The organism is Lactobacillus sp. UMNPBX12, from assembly GCF_002553955.1.
Lineage (GTDB): Bacteria > Bacillota > Bacilli > Lactobacillales > Lactobacillaceae > Lactobacillus > Lactobacillus crispatus.
Genome location: NZ_PCYY01000021.1, coordinates 19113 through 38253 on the forward strand (window position 1 = coordinate 19113; position 19141 = coordinate 38253).

The window sequence follows — 19141 nt, forward strand, 5'->3', positions numbered from 1 at the left end:
TAATTGATAATAATCATTGCACTGTATTATGTGTCTATTACAATGCTCTTGGCTAAAAGATTTAATGACTTCACTTATCCTGTGTTTATTTGATAAAAAGAAAAAGTCAATTTTTATTTTTCTTTCGCAGTGATACAAGAAAGCATAAAATTAAGATGTGAATTAAAAGTATTAGAAGGGACATTTTATGCTAAAGAATATTATTTTTGATTTCGGTAATGTCATCATGAATTACAATCCTGATGAAATTCTCAATCATTATGAACTGACTCCACAAGAACATGATTTATTAAGAAAAACAATTTTTGAATCAAAAGAATGGTCTGAAATTGATGCAGGAAAAATCGATGAAAAAGAGGCGACTAAGATTTTTATTAGTCGGGTACCTGTTGAGCTGCAGAAGAAGGTTAAGCAAATTATGACAACTTGGCCTGAAAATGTAGATTTCTATGAACCTGTTTTTCGTTTTATGGATCAACTAAGAAAGCAAGGCTATCATATCTACGCCTTGTCTAATACAGGGATGGAATTTGCTAACTTTGTTAAAAATTCTTCGATGGGTGATTACTTTGATGGTTTTGTCTTTTCTGCACAGGAAAAAATGATGAAGCCTGATAAGCAGATTTATCAATGTTTGTTAAAACGATATGATTTAAAGCCAGAAGAATGTTTATTTGTCGATGATTTGGAAAATAATACCAAAGCTGCAAGTGAATTAGGGATACAGGCGTTCACGTTTAAAATTGATCGTTTAGACGAATTGAAAAAGAAAATTTTAGGATGAAGGATAGACGACTTAAGTTAAAACTTAAGTTGTCTATTTTTGCATTTCAGCCGCAAATTTTGACCACTTAGTAAATTACGGTTGAAAAGTAGTAATATGATAGTAAACTTAAAGAAAAATAAGAATAATAGCTAAAAGGTAAAAATGAGGAGAAAGAAAATGTTTTTTGACAAAAATGAAGACAATGAAGTGAAAATTGTTGATGAAGTTTTAAGCAATGATAGCTTTGACAAATTGAGCGTGGATTTAGTAGATATTGATTTTACATTGGTTGGCGGCGATCAGTTCGAGGTACATTACCACGGTCCAGAAGATAAGAGACCGATTGTGACTAATGCGGGTAAAACTCTTGAATTAAAAGAACCTAAGGTTGAACGCAAGAATGGTAAATTCTGGAAAAGAAAGCATGTTGAAATCAGTATTGTGAGTCAAGATGATATTGGTGCATTAAAAGTTACAGTGCCGGTAGAACATAAATTAGTTAACGCTACTTTGAAGTTGACTAGTGGTGACACTGTTGTAAAACAAGTTGAGTTAGAGACATTAACATTTACTGCTCTTAGTGGTGATCTTCATTTGAAGAAAGTAAAAGTAGATGAAGTTGCAATAACTGAAACTTCAGGTGATATTAAATTAAAGAAGGTATTGCTAAATCGTGGTAAGATTAAGCTAGTTAGCGGTGACTTTACCATTAAAGATAGCCAAATTCTTGATGATCTTGATGTGGCAACGACTTCAGGTGATAATTTGGCTGAAAATATTGAAGTGGATCAATGTGATTTGAAGACTGTAGTCGGTGATAATTCAATCTTTGGTGGTAAGGCAACTCATGCACAGGTAGGTAAGGAGATAAATGGCAGTCACTTAGTGATGCACACAGTGTCAGGTGATAATACAGTAAAATAATTAGAATATTAAAAAGAGACCAGCTGTCTTCATAGACAAACCGGTCTCCTTTTAATTAATGCTACTGGTTGTTATTAGCAACTAATCATTTTTGCATCCAACGTTAGAAAAATATGCTTTTCATACTTTTCTTTATTCAGCCATAGGATAACAAGACCGCCCACAGATTAGCTATTTCTGCTTCTTTCTTGCGTTGGGTTCAAAGAACCTACCAAATGTCCTAAACGGATTGCTTACCGTAAACTTTCACTTGATGTGCGTTCTATATATTGTACCTAATAGTATCATTTAATCTTGCCGATTAAGCTACTCGTTCTTTTCTGACCTGTTATAGCATGCTTTTGATCGCATACGTCACAGCAAACAAGCTTGTTGGTCATTACATTGAGGTTCCAATTAAGTTTTCCGCCTTAATTATTAGGTCAAAAACCCTGATGCAAGCTGATTTTCACATCAACTTATTGTGCTTGCCAGCTCAGAAAAAGCCTTACGCTGAAATACATTGACTACCATCGCCTGGCAGAAAGTCTTTTGGACCTATCTCTGATAAGAATATCTCCAAGATTCAGAAAACAGCAGGTATCCTTGCTGTTCGCCTTATCTGACTTACAGGTAATTTACGGAAAGGATTATCAGTCCGTTATACATCCGTATCAGCAGCGTCTTCTATAATATAGAAGAGTATATTATTAGGCAAATAATATTACTTAAAAATATTTAGTTAAATAATTTCATTTTCAAAATTGGATAAGGATTACCTTGATCATCCGTTTCAGAGCGTTTAACTACCTTGAATCCCAGATGTTCATAGAAGCCAACTGCTTGTGGGTTTTGTTCATTGACAGCTAATTCATCAATGTTTAACTCTTGAATACCGTAATTCAATAATTTGCTGCCATATCCCTTGCTGCGTGTTTGCGCATCAATGAAGAGCATTTCAACTTTTTGGTCATTGATTCCCATAAAACCTTTAATTTGCTCATGATCGATAATTATTAATAAATGCTCCACTTGTTTAAATGCTTGTGGTACATAGTTGCGTATTTGCAAGATTTCATCATTGTTTAAAAATTTATGTGTGGCGTGGACACTGTTTTCCCAGATGGTTAAAGGTTTTTGTTCAGTTGGTTGATTAAGTTTACTGATTTCTTTAATTTGCATAGTAATTTCCCTCAAATATTTTGGTAATAGTTTAGCATAGATAGAGATTTCTCTGAGGCTATAAACAAAAAACAATGACACTTACCGAATTAAAAACGCCATTGCATCTAATCAAAGAATTTGTTTAAATTAACATATAATACATGAATATCAAGTAACATAAGTGACCTAGAATCATGAGGATGACTCCCAAATAATTTTTTAGGTTGCTTTTTCTTTTGAGGCAAACAAATGGACGAATTATTTGCAAAGGCACCAATTAAGCAAGTTTATTTTAAATTATCGTTACCTGTAGTCTTGGGTATGATCACTACCATGATTTATAATCTGGCAGATACAATGTTTGTTGCCAAAACAGGCGATACTAATCTAGTTGCAGGAATTACGATCGGTGCGCCACTTTTTACTTTTTTAATAGCTGTTGCCGACATTTTTGGTTTAGGTGGTTCGTCAGTTATTTCTCGCTTATTTGGTGAGAAAAAATACGAGCTCAGCAAAAGAATCAGTAGTTTTTGTCTGTATGGTGGAGCGATTACTGGGCTGCTTTTGACAGTAATCTTGCTAATCTTTGAGCATCCTATTTTAACCGTATTAGGAGCAAAAGTGGCAACTTATAGCGATGCAGCTGATTTTTATCGTGTGCTTTCCATTGGAGCAGTCTTTATTATTCTGAGCCTTATTCCACAGAACTTAATTCGAACAGAGGGATTGGCAGTTGAGGCGATGATTGCCACAATGACAGGAACTATTTTAGCTATCATTTTAGATCCAATTTTTTTATTTGTTTTAAAGTGGGGTGCTACAGGAGTAGGAATTGCCAATATTTTAGGTTATGTTGTAACTGACTTGATTTTAGTAATTATGATTCTGCAAAAAGCAAGATTCATTACTCTAGATCCCAAGTTAATTAAAATTAATGCTGAATCAATCAAGGAAGTAGTAGCAATCGGTATTCCTGGATCAATTACTAATTTTGCTCAAAGCTTTGGCATGGCTTTATTGAATTCGTCACTGGCAATTTATGGTGCTGATAAGGTCGCTGCAATGGGGATTACACAAAAAATATATGGAATTGTGATTTTGGTGATTGTTGGTTTTGCCTTTGGTGCACAACCTTTATTAGGCTACAACTATGGTGCTCAAAATTGGCGGCGGCTTAGAGATATTCTTCGCTTTGATATTTTAGTTCAAGTTGTATATGCGGTAATTGTTGGTGGATTATTAATTGTTTTTGCCCGTCCTGTCACAGCATTATTCATGAATCAGCCGGATATTGTTAGTGCCGGTAGTTACATGTTGTTAGCTACGATTGTTACTACGCCTGTAGTAGGAATCGTATTGGTTTATACAACTGTTTTCCAATCTGTTGGTAATGCTTGGGGTGCCTTTATTATGGCAATCGCTAGACAAGGTGTGATTTATTTTGTGATTCTAGAATTGATGAAGATGACGCTGGGCTATCACGGTATTGTTTGGTCTCAAGCAATTAGTGATATATTGACATGTGTAATTGGTTTCTTTATTTATGAAAAAGCTTTGGATTTAAAAGATAAGATTGAAAGCGCAAAAAATAAAGAGTAAATAAAAATGAGAGAAAAGCTAGTGCAGATATTTCTGATTCAGATGATGCAAGTAACTACAATATAGTTAGAGAATTAGTAGAAGGATAACGTTGAGATGATGAGTGCCTTTTCTGACCTTAGAATTAATTTTTTGCACTATCTGGTCTTGATCATTGATGATGAATAATTTTTTGATCATAATTAGCATAAGAATTGGTTAAATCAAAGCATCATAATGACCGTTTAGCATGTAAATAGACTATCGAAACATTATTTAAATATTCAATAACTGAAAAATAAATCTTTTTATAGAAAAATATATAACCAAACCTAGTGATTGAACTGAGACCTAAAAGTGTCTAACTTTTAGGTCTCAGTACAAGAGGCAAAATTTACAACCTTTCTTTTTGTTTCCCATATCTAAGCGATTATCGTAACGGAAAATGTAATTATCATCCCTATAATGATGAAGGGGAAAACCGTAATCTTGCAGTCAGCGATTATCAAGCTGAGATCTACGCTCCAAAATCTTACAAAGTCGTAACAAGTGGTGAAAGTCATACCAAAGATGGTAAAACTACGGTTGTTGCTAAAGATATACGTGATTTTGTAATTGTGGCTTCTAACAAGTTCAAGGTGAGTTCTACCAAGGTAAATGGCATTAAGATCAATAATAATTATTATGCTGGTAAAAGTGCCAAGATTTATAACCAACTTGCAAAGCAGACAGCAGTGGATAGCATCAAGCTGTTTACTAAAAAATATGGGCCATATCCATATTTCGAATTAGATCTTACCGAATCGCCATTTAGTAGCGATACTGGAGGTATGGAATATAGTGGCTTAGTAATGATTGCTCAAGATACTTTTGCTCGCAAAAAAGCAGCTTCTAAGGAAGATTATGACAGCGTCATTGAAATTGTTAGTCATGAAGTAGCCCATCAATGGTTCTTCAATACCGTGGGTAATGATGAATATACTGAACCTTGGCTTGACGAAGGAATGGCAGAATTTTCGGAAGATATTATCTTTGATTTATCTCCAATTAACAAGATTCCTAAGAAATATGATGAAGCTGATACTGCCTATAATGGTGGAAAAAGTTTTTATTCTCTGTTACGTTATCTAATGGGTGAAAAGAAATTCGACCAGGCGATGAGAGATTACTACCATACATATTATCTAAAACAAGCAACCGGTAAAGACTTTATTGCGATTATCAAAAAACATGATAATTCCAAAGCTGTCAATGATTTAATTAAGCGCTATATTTCACCAAAATATTTACAATAAGTTTTAAGCTAGTAGAGAAAATCTACTAGTTTTTTTCTATTCTTGCATTTCTTTGCCTAAATTATTACAATGAAAAATTGTAAATAAATAGCATAATTGAGGATGATGTTATAAAAATGACCAGAAAGTATTTTAAATTAGCAGGTTTAGCTTATCTTGCCAGCGTTACTTTCCCGATATTGTTATTATGGCTAGCAAGATTATACCCAGCTAATGTCTTTAATGGCCTAGTAATGATTTTGATTTTGGCGATTTTAACCGGCTTAATCTTTTCAAGAGTCGATGTTACTTGGCTGATTTTAATTCTTACCACGATTGGAGCAGGATTCTTACTGTTAGGCTATGTAGTAATGCCAGTTAAGGAAAAATTTTTATTATTGATTGCTTATCCTATTGAGGCTAGTCTAGTTACCGTCATTAGACAGCACATCATTCGCTGGAGCTTTTTTACCAATCGCAATGACGAAATTCGGTATTATAATTAGCTTTATGACCGGAGGTTAAAGCTAAGAACTTTCGATAGTGCGGAAAAATTTTATCAGAATGAACTACATAAAATTGAGCAGCATCCCGAACTCGATTTATGGTCCAACGTTCAAATTGTGAGTTGGGATCAACATAAGCAGTATGCGGAAGCTCATCCTAATAGTCATGATCGGATCCTGAAGCAGATTACTAAAGTTTTGAAAAATAATCGACTTAAGGGGGAGTTTATTTACTTTATGGGAGATGCGACTTTTTTGATAATTTCGCCAGAAATCCCCAATGAATTAGTAAAAAAGGTCAATCACATCGTTGATACAAAATTAAGCGAGTTAGAGTTGCCGATTCCTGTTTCGCTAAAACATGCGAGTGTCTATATTAATGTCGATAATAGTGATAGATTTCCTGATTTGATAGCTGTAATTCGTTTTTTGCGTCGTGAATTGGAAACTGAAATTGTGACTGAATACATAAAGGAAAGATAGCAAAATGAACTGGTTTTATTATTTGTCCGTGATTATTTCTGTAATCTTTGCAATTGCATTTTTAGTGATTTTTTTCTGTGCTTATAAAATTTATGGCAATATCGAACAGGCATTAATGAAGAGTCAGAAAGGAGAATTGGATGACTGAAGGCTTTCAGATATTGACTTTGATTTCAATTTGGTTATCGATTCTATTTTCATTAATTACGCTTTGGGGAGGGGTGCTTTTCTGGTTAAAACACAGTAAAGAAATTGCTAAAATTACATCACTTGAGTATTATCCTACCGTTTCTATTGTTGTACCGGCTCATAATGAAGAAGCTGTTATTCAAAAGACCAGTAGAGCAATTTTGAATTTGAATTACCCCGCAGATAAAGTCGAAATTTTGATTTTTGCGGATAATTGTACTGATCGAACAGCGGAATTGGCTGAAGCCATTGGCAATCGGACTGAATATCAGAAACGACAGTTTAAAGTGATCAGAAGAACTGGTGAAGGTGGTAAATCTGGTGTCTTAAACGATGCGCTTAAGATGATCCACGGCGACTACTTATGCGTTTATGATGCCGATGCGATGCCTGAAGAAAATGCCTTGTATTTCTTGATCAAAAAGGTATTGGAAGATCCAGAACGTTATGTGGCTAGCTTTGGACGGAATAAGACGCGGAATGCAAAGCAAAACTTTTTGACTAGCTGTATAAACTTGGAAATTGTGGTAACGCATCGAATTCAGCACTGCGGAGTTTGGCAATTATTCAAAATTGGGCGCATTCCGGGCACTAACTTTGTGATTAAGACGGCTTTTTTAAAAGAGTTAGGTGGTTTTCGTTCTGGTGCTTTAACTGAAGATACTGATTTGTCATTTACGATTTTGGGCACTGGTAAATTAATTGCCCTAGCACATAATTCTGAAGCCTTTCAACAAGAACCAGAGAAGCTAAAGGACTATTATTATCAACGCTTGCGGTGGGCTAAAGGTAATTACGAAGTAGTAATTAACAATTTTCGGCATTTATTTGACCATAGTAATTGGCGGGTCAAACTTGAAACTTTTTATATGTCCAGTATCTTTTTCTGGTTTAATGCAGCAGTAGTCTTATCAGATATCTTTTTCATTGTTAATCTGATTTTTGCAGTAATAAAAATTTGGGTACCAACAGTTGAGATGCCATTTACTTTTACTGCTGGGAATCTATTGCTCAGTCAAGTATTACTTTTTAATTGGTTGTTGATGATTCTACTCTATGTACTCCAAATCAGTGTGGCTGCCAGTACCCAATTTGGTCAGGTTACAACTAGACAACTTTGGCTTGCTGTGGCATCATATTTTACATACTCACAACTGTTTATCATTATATCGATTAATGCGGTTTGGTCAGCAATTGCTGACAGACTTTTCCATCGCGAAGCAACGAAGTGGGTAAAAACAAAGAGGTTTACAGATTGATGTTAAAAAACAAAAACAGGATTACCCCAATTTTGATCTTACTGACTATTGGGCTTTTTATCGCGATCATGTTTTATGTTCGTGGTAGTAATAACCGCACCTTGCATCGTAATTTGTACCGTCAATGGAAAGAAGATTATGTGGTTGAAGAAAGTGATGAAAAAACTTGGATAAAAGCTGCACCACGCACAAGCTTGTCTGAAGGTCAAGGCTATGGCATGTTGATTTCTGCTATGGCTGGTGAAAAGGGGTGGGCTAAAAAAGAAGATTTTCAACGGTTATATCGGTTTTACCTGGCTAATCGGTTGACTATCGATGATCAACAAACTGAATTAATGTCATGGAAGCAAGTGGATAAAAAAGTTTATTCTACTAATGCAACTGATGGCGATTTATACATTGCAGAAAGTTTGATTAAAGCGGGAAAACTCTGGAACGAACCCAAGTACTTGCAGCAGGCTAAGCTATTATTAGCTGATATCTTACGTTATGATTATAATTCGACTACTCAGACGCTGACTGTTGGTGATTGGGCTAATAAGAAATCGAAGTATTATTACTTAATGCGAACCTCTGACGTGTTACCGACGTACTTTGATGATTTTTATCAGTTGACTGGTAATTCTCAATGGTTAACGATCAAGAAGGTAATGCTGACAAAACTATATCAATTGAGCAAGCAACATTCTTCTGGCTTAGTTCCAGATTTTGCTTGGATTAGTAAAAAAGGTGTTAGACCAGCTAAAGCCAATGAAGTAGCTGGAAAAAATGATGGTGATTATTCTGGCAATGCTTGTCGCGTACCATTATTTTTAGCTACTAGCAAAGATGCACGAGCAAAGAAAATTGTTACTAAAATGTTACGCTTTTTCAGCAAGCAAAAACAAGTGACTGCTGGCTATCAATTGAATGGTAAAGCGTTAAACAATTATGCTTCACCGAGTATTAGTGCTCCGATCTTTTTTGCAGTGCAACAATTAAAGAAACCGAAATTTGATAATTTATTTGTTTCACAACAGTATGTTTTTACTAATCGTTTGACTGATACGAATTATTACGATGCAGCATTAATTACATTGGTCGCTATGATGGAATAGTTTTTTATTAGGAAAGATTTTATAAAGAAACAGTATCTTTTAGTAATTATAGTTGAAAGATACTGTTTTTAGAGACTGTAAAATAGTTTGTGTAAGGATGGACGATTCCTTAAATTTTATTCCCTAAACATTAGAAAAAGGAGCTCCTTTCTCGTATGATTGGTTTAAACAAAAAAACAACATACAGAAAGAGGAACTCCTTCATGAATGATTTTACCAAAAATATTGCTCAAGCTCTATTCGATCAAGACAAAAACATAAAAACAGTGAAAAAAATATGAGTCCCGGGTTTAAAATTGAAGTGCAACACTAAGTGTTAAACAAAAAGGCCATGAAGACCTAAACTTGAAGTGACGAAAAATCAAGAAAGGAAGATCTTCATGACCAATTCAAATTCTAGCATTTCTAAACACTATCATCAATTAACTAGCGTACAACGTGGTCAGATTCAGGCAATGCTGGATTCTGGCATAACTTCCCGTACTGTCATCGCTCAAGAAGTTGGCTGTCATAAATCGACAATCAGTCGCGAAATCAAACGCGGAAGCGTCCTGCAAAGAGACAGCAGCTATTTATTGTATGAGCACTATTACGCCGATACTGCACAGATTTATTATGAGAAGCGTCGCAAAAACTGCTATCAGCGCAATCCATTGAAGCATTATGCTGTCTTTTTGAGAATGCTCTCCAGACGCTTTAAAGCTAAACTTGATGCCACCAGCATCGATAAGTTCGTTGGTGAATTCAAAAGTACTATGCCAGGCTATCCTTGTCCCAGCACGCCTACTGTCTATCGTTATATTGATCAGGGCTTGGTGGACATGATCCGCCTATGAAGCTCAAAAGACGCAGGAACAAGCGTCATCACAGCCATGGCGGTCACGCTTTGAAGTAGTTATCAAGATTCCTGACTATCGGGCAAGCACATGAAAGACAAGTCAAAAGCTTATGTTCAACAGGCAACCAATGCCATTAACCACAAATATCGCCGAATCCTCCAATATCAGACAGCAGAAGAACTCTTCAAGCAATATATTTCTTCATAGCCTAACTGTTGCACCTAATTTGACAATTCAGGAAGAATTAATTATCATATTTCCCGCAAAAAAGTTGTTATGCAAAATTATCCTATCAAAGAAACGGGAGCTACCTACTTGCTAAAGCCATATGAGCTACTAGTAGAAAAAACTTATAATTAGACCTTTGAGTCACCAAGCCTATTAGTGCTTCGGTGGCTTTTTACTTGTGTGTCGGGCATGACATTTCATCTAATCCAATGAAAGTTTGGATCACGGGTAGTTGTCGCCAAGTGTAGTGAACCACAAGCTAGTAACAGTGATGTTATGGATGGAGGAAGTGGCTAGCGAGTTTTCCTAGCCTACGTACAGAAACCTGGTTAGGCCAAATGGCGGATAAGGCTGCGATACAGGTCGAAGTCCAACAGGCAATCGCTCAAGTACTAATGAGGATCTATGATCCTCACTTTAGCGAGCATAGCTATGGCTTTAGACCAAATCGCAGTGCGCATGATGCCATTGAACAAGTATTGGAATATCTTGATGATGGATATTAATGGGTAATTGATTTAGATATTGAGAAATATTTTGACACGGTCAATCATGATAAATTAATTTCAATAATTAGAGAACGAGTAAATAACAAAACCACCCTTCATTTGATTCGGTCATTCTTAAAAGCCGGTATCATGGAAGATGGTTTGGTTAAGCCCAATAAGATTGGCGTGCCTCAAGGCGGACCACTTTCGCCAATCCTGTCCAATATTTACTTGGATAAAATGGATAGAGAATTGGAACAAAGAGGTTTACGCTTTGTGCGTTATGCCGATGACTGCAATATCTTTGTCAAAAGCGAAGAGTCAGCTAATCGCGTGATGAAATCAATTTCATCATGGCTGGAAAGAAAGCTTTTCCTGAAAGTCAACACAACCAAAACAAAGGTTGTCAGACCAACGAAGAGCAATTTCCTAGGCTTTACCTTCTGGGAAACGGGCGAACACTGGCAAGCAAGGCTGGGAGACGACCGTAAGTCCAAGCTTTATAACAAGATTAGAGAGCTTCTTTGTCGCAGGAAAGCAGCTGCTCAACCTCTATCGTTAGTCTTTACTAAGGTAAATCAAGTGGTCAGAGGTTGGATTAACTACTTTAAAATTGGAAACTGCCAAGAAGAATATACACTAATTTAATGCGGATTAACAAGGCATTAAAGTGTAATTTTAGCGACGAAGATATTCATAAAGTAGCTAATACGCGATTAGGTTGGTATAAACGCAGTACCGGACATGTCGTTAACTTTTTGCTTAGCCCAAAAGTATTGGGCATAAGCAAAGCGGATCGCCCAGGCTTGGTCGATCCGCTAGAATACTATTTATCTCGTAGATGATTACAAACGTAGCGCCGGATACGGAACCGTACGTCCGGTGCAATGAGAGGGGCGAGAATTAATCTCCCTCTACTCTATTACTTTATTTGTTTATTTAGCGAAATCATTTCTAATAGACTCTGAGCAGTAGAGGAACCTTCATTGCCAGCTTTTAAGCCGGATCGTTGCAAGGCTTGATCAATATTCTCAGTGGTTAAAATACCAAAAGTTATTGGGACTTCTGCTTTAAGATTCATCTGCATAATTGCGTTTGTAACATTCTGAATAATCATGCTGTAATGATCAGTCTCACCTTTAATGACAGCGCCTAAAGTCATAATACCATCGTAGTTATTTGAATTGAGAAGCTTATTAGCAGTAAAACCAATTTCAAAAGCACCTGGGACCCAATAGATATCGATCTGATCTTCAAGTACTCCAAATTGTTTTAAGCTAGCAATAGCACCATCAACTAAATGATGGGTAACAATTTCGTTAAACTTAGATGCAACAATTGCGATATGATAATTATTGTTTTTAAAATTTCCTTCGTAAATATTCATTTCTATGTTCCTTACTATAATGCTCCTAATAAATGATGGAATTTATCTCGTTTGGTTTCTAAATAGTCATGATTTACCTCATTAGCAGGAATCTCCAGGGGAATTCTTTTTTCAATAGTAATACCGTTATTTTCTAATTGATCAATTTTATCAGGATTATTAGTAAGCAAATTGATATGACTAATACCTAGATCTTTTAAAATCTTGGCAGCAATAATATAATTTCGTTCATCTGGCTTAAAACCTAAAATTTCATTTGCTTCATAAGTGTCATAACCTTGGTCCTGTAAACCATAAGCTTTTAATTTGTTAATTAATCCAATTCCGCGTCCTTCTTGTCGTAAATAAAGAATTATGCCACTACCATTTTTATTAATTTGCTTCATGGCAGTATGTAATTGATCACCGCAATCGCAGCGCATTGAGCCAAACGTATCACCAGTGAGGCATTCTGAATGAAGACGTACTAAAACTGGCTTTTTAGGATCAATCTTTCCTTTAATAATAGCTAAGTTTTCATTGGCGAAAGCCTTAATTTTGAAATTGCCATATTTAGTAGGAAGGTTTACAAATTCTGAGCGCTTACTCACTGGACTATTAATATATTCTTGTAATTCCGCAATTGTCAAGAATGGTAAGTGATATTCTTTAGCAATTTCTTTCAGTTGGGGACGACGAGCCATATGGCCATCAGCTTTCATAACTTCACAAATATATGCAACTTCTGGTTCGCCAGCAAGATGAGCTAAGGCAATAGAAGCTTCTGTGTGACCATTACGATTCTTGATTTGATCATCTTTAGCGACTAATGGAAAACAGTGACCTGGTCTAAAGAAGTCTTCTGGCTTGGAAGTAGGATCAGCAATTGCCTTGATAGTTGCCGCACGATCATAAGCAGAAATACCAGTAGTGGTGGTTTTGTAATCAACACTGATTGTAAAAGCTGTACCGTATGGATCAGTATTATTTTGTTCCATTTGGTAGAAATTTAAACGTTGGGCAATTGTTTTGCTTACAGGGGTGCAAAGTAAGCCACGAGCATGTTTGGTCATAAAGTTAACATTTTCAGGAGTAACTTTAGACCCTAAGCCGATCATATCACCTTCAGATTCACGATCTTCATCATCAGCAACAATCACTAAACCACCATTTTTCATCCATTGAATTGCATTTTGAATTTTTCTAACATCCATTTTAATTTCTCTTTTCTAAATTTTTTGCAACATATTTTCCGATAATGTCGGTTTCCAAATTTACTTCATCATTTATCTGTAAGTTGGCTAAATTGGTTTCGTCTTGAGTATGTGGAATTAGACCTACCGAAAAACTGTTATCTTTAACATCCATCACTGTTAATGAAACGCCATTTAAAGCAATACTACCCTGAGGTACGATCTGTGTTGATAATCGGGCAGGGAACTTAAACCAAATTTCAATTGCATTTTCATTCTGTGCTATTTTAGTAACTGTTGCCAAATCATCGATATGTCCCGTAACAAGATGACCTTCTAAACGTTGACCGACTTCTAATGAACGCTCAACGTTAAGTTGATCACCGTTATGCAAATTCTTAAAAACAGTTTTCTTATAAGTCTGAGGCATCATGGTTACAACAAAACTAGTTTCAGTAAAACTTTCAACCGTCAAACAAGTCCCATTAATTGCAATTGAATCACCGATCGTTAGCTCATTAGTAAAGTCTGCAGGGCACGAAACGGTTAGCTTAATTGTTTGCTTGTGTTTATCAATTTTTTTAATATGAGCATCCCCGCGAACTAGACCACTAAACATGTTTTAATTCACCTGCAATTCGTTCATTGTTGCCAAAGGCTGTTTTTTTAACATTTGTCAAAGGAACAGTTTCGTTTGGTACTAAACCTGTTACGCCTTCATCTCCAAGAAAGATCGGCGCCGTATATTTAATTACTTCATTAACAAAAATTTCATTCATAATTGCTTTTTCCAAAGTAGGGCCACCTTCTACATAAACTGACTGGATTTCTTTTGTACTCAAATAATCAAATACTTCTTGGATCTTGTTTGTTGCTAAATGAATAATTTTGATTTTAGAATTAGTAAAGTTGTTTTTAGACATTTGCTTATTTTGAGTGAAAATCCAAGTGGGATTTGTATCACTTAATAAGCGAAGTCGTAAATGATTTAACAGCCGTCCGCGACGATCAATGATAATACGGATTGGCGGATAGTCACTTTTGACATTAGTTCTTAAAATAGGGTCATCAATGATAGCAGTCGAAGAACCAATCATAATTGCTTGATAATCAGCACGTTCAGAATGAACTTGCTGATACACTGCTTGATTAGTGATTGGAGTTCGCTGGCCGCGCATTGCAACTTTATTATCTAAACTAGTTGCTTCTTTGACTGTGATCCAGGGAAACCCATATTGGTAAAAATAGCTGTAGAATTTATTAAGTTTACTTGCGTCATCAGCTAAAACACCAGTAGTTACTTGAATCCCATTCTTTTGTAGTTGGGCAATTCCTTTTCCAGTAACCAGTTTGTGTGGATCGATTTGTCCAACTACAACACGTTTAATCCCACTTTTGATAATTAAATCTGAGCAGGGAGGCTGTTTACCATAATGGTTGCATGGCTCAAGGGTGACATAGAGAGTTGAATTAAATAATTGTTCTGGGGTTAATTTTGAAATGGCATCGCGTTCTGCATGATTTTGTCCATAATGGTGATGATAGCCAGTAGCTAAGACTTGACCGTTTTTAACAATTACGGCACCAACCATAGGATTTTTCCATGTTTGATAGCGACCTTTTTTAGCTTCTTCTAAAGCTAAATTCATATAAAAAGTATCTTTTTCCATTAAAATCACTTCCTCGTAGAGCAAAAAAGAACCTCGAGTATTCTCGAGGTTCAGTAATAATATTCAAAGTCAAATAATCAAAGTAAATGCAAATAAGCGTTACTTATTGGTTATCATTCTTCTATCATCTAGACTATACTATCGGTACCGATTATCGGATTCCACCGCTTTCGCGGGTTGCGGACTTCACCGCCGGTCAGGAATTTCACCTTGCCTCGAAGAACATTTATTTAATTCAACTTTATCGTAAAACTGAACTAGCTAAATGTCAATGATTAATTTAAGCGGTTACAAACAAAAACAGATTAAAAGCCTGTAGTTATCGTAAGTTAATCAATTAAAATTATTTAACTGTCACGCTTTACTTACTTTTTAGAAGTTAATATAATAGCTAGAAAGAAATTAATTATGTTGAGGTAACGAATTATGAAAATGAATCTTGAAGGGAAACTAGCTTTAGTTACAGGTTCTACTAAAGGTATTGGTAAAGCTATTGCGATTGAACTTGCTAAAGAAGGGACGAATGTCATTATTAATGGTCGTCAAAAAGTAACTGTTGATAAAGTAGTTGCTGAAATTAAAGAAAATTATCCTGATACCGACCCACAATCGGCGCCATATGATCTTTCAGATGCCAAGCAGCGCAAGGAGTTATTTGAAAGATTCCCAGATATTGATATTTTGGTCAACAACATGGGTATTTTCAAACCAATGAATTATTTTGATATTGATGAAGCTACTTGGCAAAAATTTATTGATGTAAATGTGTATTCAGGTAATGCCTTAGCTAAGTTTTATTTACCAAAGATGCTTGATCAAGACTTTGGCAGGATTATTTTCATTGCTAGTGAAGAAGCCATTATGCCATCAGGTGAAATGCCACAATATAGTTTAACTAAGACAATGAACTTATCAATTGCCAAGAGTTTGTCTAAATTGACTGCAGGGACACATGTAACTGTGAATACAATTATGCCAGGATCAACTCTTACTGAAGGTGTTGAAACGATGATCAATGACATGTATAAAGATTCTAATCTGCCAAAAGAAGAATGGGAAAGTGACTTTATGAAGAATCACCGCCCACTTTCACAAATTCAAAGACTAATTCGTCCAGAAGAAATTGGTCGCTTTGTAACGTTTGTAGCTAGTCCATATGCGTCATCATTTTCAGGTGAAGCACTTAGGCTTGATGGTGGATTAGTACCAACAATTTTTTAATTCTGAAATTTAATAACGTACAAAAAGATGTGAACTACTAATGATGAACAGTTCGCATCTTTTCTATAGTTTCTGATTTACTTTTTGAATTTGAGCTTTAACTTGATGGTAAATGCACAGCCAAATGATGACGTAACCAACTATGTAACAAATTGTAAAAACAATTAATGGCGTAAAACTCATTTCAACCCAATCATTGAACAGATAAAAGAAAAGATAATCTATGTAAATTACCACTGCATTAATCAAAGTAGCAATGCCAAGTGACAGCTTTTCTACTTTAAAGATTGCACTAATACCTCCGGCAATGAATACTAGAAGCAAACTAGAAAGAATATTTTTGTTGATTTCTAGAACTGAAGTTGGATTATAATGAATGGCTAAATAGTAAGCATAATAGAAAATAGTTAAAATAAACGGTCCAAAACCAGCAGCAATTAGACCTCTTTTGGTAAAATTTGAGATAAATTCTTTCATTTTATTTCAGCTCCTTTCGAATTTTGCTAAAGCAGCGTCTGGAAACATAATCGCTAAGTCCATTTTTCATAACAATGTTTACACCAGCAGTCTTAGTTTCTTCAAAGCGATCAATATATATTTTGTTAACGATTGAAGACTTATTAATTCGCCAGAAATTATTTGGTAATTCATTGGTTAATTGATAAATACGCTTGCGGAGATGATACCTTTTGTTGTTTATGCAGATTGCAGTAATTTTATTATCAAGTATCGTGATTATCACAATGTCTTCTAGCTGTAAAATCACATGATCCTTATCATCATAGCCAATGATTGAATTCGAGTTGCCATTAGTTAAAACAAATTTTTCTAAATTATCAGTAAAAATACTTTTTTGATGAACTTGTGCTTGAACTATTTCATTTTTGTGAGGATTAATTAATAGTTTGAATTTCATTTTTGACTCCTTTCAAGATAGATTATATTTGATGAACATGAAAATAGCAGGATTTTGTAGTTATCGGTAAATTTATTAGAATAATCGGTTAAGATGATTAGGTTCTATACACCAAAAAACTAGTGCATGTTAAATTAATGCACTAGTTTTTCTTACTTCTAATCATATTTGCTCCATTGATCTTGCAACTTTTCAATTAAAGGCATGACACGATTTTTATTTTGCTTTAAATAGACAGCATAAAATTTTTGATGGGCTACTTTATCTGATAAAGGACGAGCAGTTCGATTATTAGGTAAATTCTGGCCCCATTGAGAATCTAAGCTAGTTAAGTTAGTGGTAAAGAAAGGAAGCACTGAATATTGTAAAATTTCGCTATATTCAGTTGATTCATTTTGAAAAATGATCTTGCTATCTGAGATTTCATCATGATAGATCTTAGTCCAAAAGCCAATTGGAGAAGGGCTTAAAATAGTTTTACCTTTAAGCTTCTTGAAGGATAATTCCTTATTTTTATTTAATTTGCATTCAGATTGAAGATTAACCGACATTGATTCTGTGCCTAGATAAGTTGAGGTAATATCACGGTCTTCAATTGGAAAGTTTATTAAAATGCAAGTTAGTTGATGTTCACTTAGTAGCTTTTCAAAATTATTTTCAACTAAATTATTCTTAATCTGGATATTTTTATCATGTAGAGATCGGAGGACAATTCCTGGTCCTGGAGCATTGAAGCCGACGACTAGGGTAGTCTGGTCTTTATCAAACTGTTTAACTTTTTTAGTGAAGTCTAAATTATCGTTGATTAATTTCTTGGCTTCAAGTGCTGTATATTTCCCGGTTTCGCTTAAATAAAGTTTATTAGGTTTACGAATAAAAAGCTTCACGCCTAATTCTTCTTCGAGTTTTTTCATAGAATGTGTCACAGCAGGCTGAGTCAAGCCAAGAAATTCTGCGGTTTTAGCGATGGTACCATATTTAGCATATGCAACTAATTCTTCAAGTAAGCAATTTTCAATCATAACTACATCTCTGTACTATAAATTAAATTTATCCTAGCATTAAAAAATGTGAATTTTCAGGTATTAATTAACTCAATATAATCATTTATGAAAATTGAAGTTAGAAATATTGAAAGAAGAGTGACTTATGGCACGAGTAGTAATTTTAATAGGAAGTCCGCACTATGATGGCGCCTCTCAAAAATTAGCAGATAATTTTGAAAAAGGAATAAAAGAAGCTGGAAATGATGTTTACCGTTATGATGCAGGTTTGCAAGGTGAAGGCCAGCCACATTTTTTGCAATTAGAACATGCACCAGGCATGGAAGTTGGTATTCCAGATAATGATTTGGTAGAAAAAGGAGCAATTCCTATTGGTGGTTTAACTTTTGATGGAATTCCTAATTCAATTAAGCAACCTAACGGGATGAAATTGAATAGTATGGGAAAGCCTAATAAGATGAATTCAACTTATAAGCAAATGACAGGTGTAAGAGAGCTTTATCTGAAAAATCATGTAAAGGTTCTAAATATTGTGGGTGATGTTGGTGATAAGACGGATGGAAGAGTCGATAATATCTCGACTTTGTCACTCCAATACCTAGTTAGTGGAGGTAATAGTTCTTATAGAGTTTTAAAGATAAATGGTAAAAATGCACAACATTCAAAACTGCATGAAAATGCTCAAGTTGATCAAGCATTAATTAAGTTTTTATGGAATAAATAGAGTTACTTAATATATCTATTGTAAAAGAATAAAACAGGTGCTATGAGACCGTAAAATAGTTTGTGTAAGGATGAATATTTCCTTAATTTTATTTCCCTGAATATTAGAAAAAGGAATCCTTTTCCCGTATGATTGATTTGAACGAAAAACATACTAGAAAAGAGATTCCTTCATGAGTGATTTTACCAAAGATATGACTAATGCTCTATTCAATCAGGATAAAATTAATGATTTATTTAGACAAAAGCTCCAACAGGCTGTCAATGACCTGCT

Annotated in this window: 18 protein-coding genes, 2 pseudogenes and 1 riboswitch; of the genes and pseudogenes, 12 read left to right on the forward strand and 8 right to left on the reverse strand. The window is 35.0% G+C overall.

Annotated elements, in window-relative coordinates:
• The first annotated feature begins 187 nt into the window (after nucleotides 1–187).
• Both CP363_RS08280 and CP363_RS08285 read left to right on the forward strand, forming a co-directional pair.
• Nucleotides 188–784, forward strand: coding sequence for an HAD family phosphatase (locus CP363_RS08280; RefSeq protein ID WP_098036124.1), 597 nt, complete (start codon nucleotides 188–190; stop codon nucleotides 782–784).
• 159 nt (nucleotides 785–943) lie between these two features.
• On the forward strand, nucleotides 944–1690 hold the full coding sequence (locus tag CP363_RS08285; protein ID WP_098036125.1) for a DUF4097 family beta strand repeat-containing protein: 747 nt from the start codon (nucleotides 944–946) through the stop codon (nucleotides 1688–1690).
• Nucleotides 1691–2407: 717 nt separating this feature from the next.
• Here CP363_RS08285 and CP363_RS08290 read toward each other — a convergent pair.
• Nucleotides 2408–2851: a GNAT family N-acetyltransferase gene (locus tag CP363_RS08290; protein ID WP_089146209.1), complete on the reverse strand. Its 444-nt coding sequence runs from the start codon at nucleotides 2849–2851 to the stop codon at nucleotides 2408–2410.
• A 231-nt stretch (nucleotides 2852–3082) separates the two neighbouring features.
• On the opposite strand from CP363_RS08290, the gene CP363_RS08295 reads away from it, so the two are divergent.
• From CP363_RS08295 to ltrA, 8 genes and pseudogenes are all read left to right on the forward strand, one after another.
• Entirely contained in the window at nucleotides 3083–4432 is a 1350-nt protein-coding gene (locus CP363_RS08295) for an MATE family efflux transporter (protein ID WP_098036126.1), read from the forward strand.
• 617 nt (nucleotides 4433–5049) lie between these two features.
• Nucleotides 5050–5706 carry a M1 family aminopeptidase gene (locus tag CP363_RS08300; protein ID WP_233187152.1) on the forward strand — a complete coding sequence of 219 codons (657 nt, stop codon included), beginning with the start codon at nucleotides 5050–5052 and terminating at the stop codon, nucleotides 5704–5706.
• A gap of 116 nt (nucleotides 5707–5822) precedes the next feature.
• A complete protein-coding gene (locus CP363_RS10985; RefSeq protein WP_233187153.1) occupies nucleotides 5823–6191 on the forward strand; it encodes a hypothetical protein in 369 nt (122 codons plus the stop codon).
• Between the two features lie 117 nt (nucleotides 6192–6308).
• Nucleotides 6309–6674: a hypothetical protein gene (locus CP363_RS10990; protein WP_232783849.1), complete on the forward strand. Its 366-nt coding sequence runs from the start codon at nucleotides 6309–6311 to the stop codon at nucleotides 6672–6674.
• A 140-nt stretch (nucleotides 6675–6814) separates the two neighbouring features.
• The gene (locus CP363_RS08315) at nucleotides 6815–8122 is read left to right on the forward strand and encodes a glycosyltransferase (protein WP_098036128.1); all 1308 of its coding nucleotides are present in this window, start codon (nucleotides 6815–6817) and stop codon (nucleotides 8120–8122) included.
• Nucleotides 8122–9219 carry a glycosyl hydrolase family 8 gene (locus CP363_RS08320; RefSeq protein WP_098036129.1) on the forward strand — a complete coding sequence of 366 codons (1098 nt, stop codon included), beginning with the start codon at nucleotides 8122–8124 and terminating at the stop codon, nucleotides 9217–9219. Before CP363_RS08315 ends, CP363_RS08320 begins: the two co-directional genes overlap by 1 nt.
• 380 nt (nucleotides 9220–9599) lie before the next feature.
• Nucleotides 9600–10265: pseudogene (locus CP363_RS08325) on the forward strand (transposase).
• A 389-nt stretch (nucleotides 10266–10654) separates the two neighbouring features.
• A pseudogene (ltrA, locus tag CP363_RS11225) lies at nucleotides 10655–11619 on the forward strand (group II intron reverse transcriptase/maturase); the annotation flags it as partial.
• A 77-nt stretch (nucleotides 11620–11696) separates the two neighbouring features.
• Here the strand turns inward: ltrA and ribH are convergent.
• From ribH to ribD, 4 genes are read right to left on the reverse strand one after another with little or no spacing between them, the layout of a single operon-like run.
• A complete protein-coding gene (gene ribH / locus CP363_RS08340; protein WP_005722846.1) occupies nucleotides 11697–12161 on the reverse strand; it encodes a 6,7-dimethyl-8-ribityllumazine synthase in 465 nt (154 codons plus the stop codon).
• Nucleotides 12162–12175: 14 nt separating this feature from the next.
• Nucleotides 12176–13354, reverse strand: a complete 1179-nt coding sequence (locus tag CP363_RS08345) for a bifunctional 3,4-dihydroxy-2-butanone-4-phosphate synthase/GTP cyclohydrolase II (protein WP_060462467.1) — start codon at nucleotides 13352–13354, stop codon at nucleotides 12176–12178.
• A gap of 1 nt (nucleotide 13355) precedes the next feature.
• Nucleotides 13356–13952, reverse strand: a complete 597-nt coding sequence (locus CP363_RS08350; RefSeq protein WP_057726819.1) for a riboflavin synthase — start codon at nucleotides 13950–13952, stop codon at nucleotides 13356–13358.
• Nucleotides 13945–15003, reverse strand: coding sequence for a bifunctional diaminohydroxyphosphoribosylaminopyrimidine deaminase/5-amino-6-(5-phosphoribosylamino)uracil reductase RibD (gene ribD / locus CP363_RS08355; protein WP_013086230.1), 1059 nt, complete (start codon nucleotides 15001–15003; stop codon nucleotides 13945–13947). Before ribD ends, CP363_RS08350 begins: the two co-directional genes overlap by 8 nt.
• 112 nt (nucleotides 15004–15115) lie before the next feature.
• Nucleotides 15116–15230, reverse strand: a riboswitch (FMN riboswitch).
• Nucleotides 15231–15429: 199 nt separating this feature from the next.
• Here ribD and CP363_RS08360 point away from each other — a divergent pair.
• Nucleotides 15430–16224, forward strand: coding sequence for an SDR family NAD(P)-dependent oxidoreductase (locus CP363_RS08360; protein WP_023488553.1), 795 nt, complete (start codon nucleotides 15430–15432; stop codon nucleotides 16222–16224).
• 63 nt (nucleotides 16225–16287) lie between these two features.
• Here the strand turns inward: CP363_RS08360 and CP363_RS08365 are convergent, their stop codons facing one another.
• From CP363_RS08365 to CP363_RS08375, 3 genes are all read right to left on the reverse strand, one after another.
• Nucleotides 16288–16701, reverse strand: coding sequence for a DUF3021 domain-containing protein (locus tag CP363_RS08365; RefSeq protein ID WP_089143416.1), 414 nt, complete (start codon nucleotides 16699–16701; stop codon nucleotides 16288–16290).
• Nucleotide 16702: 1 nt separating this feature from the next.
• Complete coding sequence (locus CP363_RS08370) at nucleotides 16703–17140, reverse strand: LytTR family DNA-binding domain-containing protein (RefSeq protein WP_060462470.1); 438 nt, start codon at nucleotides 17138–17140, stop codon at nucleotides 16703–16705.
• Between the two features lie 158 nt (nucleotides 17141–17298).
• A complete protein-coding gene (locus tag CP363_RS08375; RefSeq protein ID WP_089143417.1) occupies nucleotides 17299–18162 on the reverse strand; it encodes a LysR family transcriptional regulator in 864 nt (287 codons plus the stop codon).
• 127 nt (nucleotides 18163–18289) lie between these two features.
• Between CP363_RS08375 and CP363_RS08380 the strand changes: the two genes are divergently transcribed.
• Nucleotides 18290–18868, forward strand: a complete 579-nt coding sequence (locus CP363_RS08380) for an alpha/beta hydrolase (protein WP_233186519.1) — start codon at nucleotides 18290–18292, stop codon at nucleotides 18866–18868.
• Nucleotides 18869–19141 lie beyond the last annotated feature (273 nt).

Coding starts and splice junctions, on each gene's coding strand:
- CP363_RS08360 (WP_023488553.1), top strand. CDS start 15,430: ATGAAAATGAATCTTGAAGGGAAACTAGCTTTAGTTACAGGTTCTACT.
- CP363_RS08280 (WP_098036124.1), top strand. CDS start 188: ATGCTAAAGAATATTATTTTTGATTTCGGTAATGTCATCATGAATTAC.
- CP363_RS08295 (WP_098036126.1), top strand. CDS start 3,083: ATGGACGAATTATTTGCAAAGGCACCAATTAAGCAAGTTTATTTTAAA.
- CP363_RS08365 (WP_089143416.1), bottom strand. CDS start 16,701: ATGAAAGAATTTATCTCAAATTTTACCAAAAGAGGTCTAATTGCTGCT.
- CP363_RS08345 (WP_060462467.1), bottom strand. CDS start 13,354: ATGGATGTTAGAAAAATTCAAAATGCAATTCAATGGATGAAAAATGGT.
- CP363_RS08285 (WP_098036125.1), top strand. CDS start 944: ATGTTTTTTGACAAAAATGAAGACAATGAAGTGAAAATTGTTGATGAA.
- CP363_RS08320 (WP_098036129.1), top strand. CDS start 8,122: ATGTTAAAAAACAAAAACAGGATTACCCCAATTTTGATCTTACTGACT.
- CP363_RS08350 (WP_057726819.1), bottom strand. CDS start 13,952: ATGTTTAGTGGTCTAGTTCGCGGGGATGCTCATATTAAAAAAATTGAT.
- CP363_RS08315 (WP_098036128.1), top strand. CDS start 6,815: ATGACTGAAGGCTTTCAGATATTGACTTTGATTTCAATTTGGTTATCG.
- CP363_RS08290 (WP_089146209.1), bottom strand. CDS start 2,851: ATGCAAATTAAAGAAATCAGTAAACTTAATCAACCAACTGAACAAAAA.
- ribD (WP_013086230.1), bottom strand. CDS start 15,003: ATGGAAAAAGATACTTTTTATATGAATTTAGCTTTAGAAGAAGCTAAA.
- CP363_RS08375 (WP_089143417.1), bottom strand. CDS start 18,162: ATGATTGAAAATTGCTTACTTGAAGAATTAGTTGCATATGCTAAATAT.
- CP363_RS10985 (WP_233187153.1), top strand. CDS start 5,823: ATGACCAGAAAGTATTTTAAATTAGCAGGTTTAGCTTATCTTGCCAGC.
- ribH (WP_005722846.1), bottom strand. CDS start 12,161: ATGAATATTTACGAAGGAAATTTTAAAAACAATAATTATCATATCGCA.
- CP363_RS08380 (WP_233186519.1), top strand. CDS start 18,290: ATGGCACGAGTAGTAATTTTAATAGGAAGTCCGCACTATGATGGCGCC.
- CP363_RS08370 (WP_060462470.1), bottom strand. CDS start 17,140: ATGAAATTCAAACTATTAATTAATCCTCACAAAAATGAAATAGTTCAA.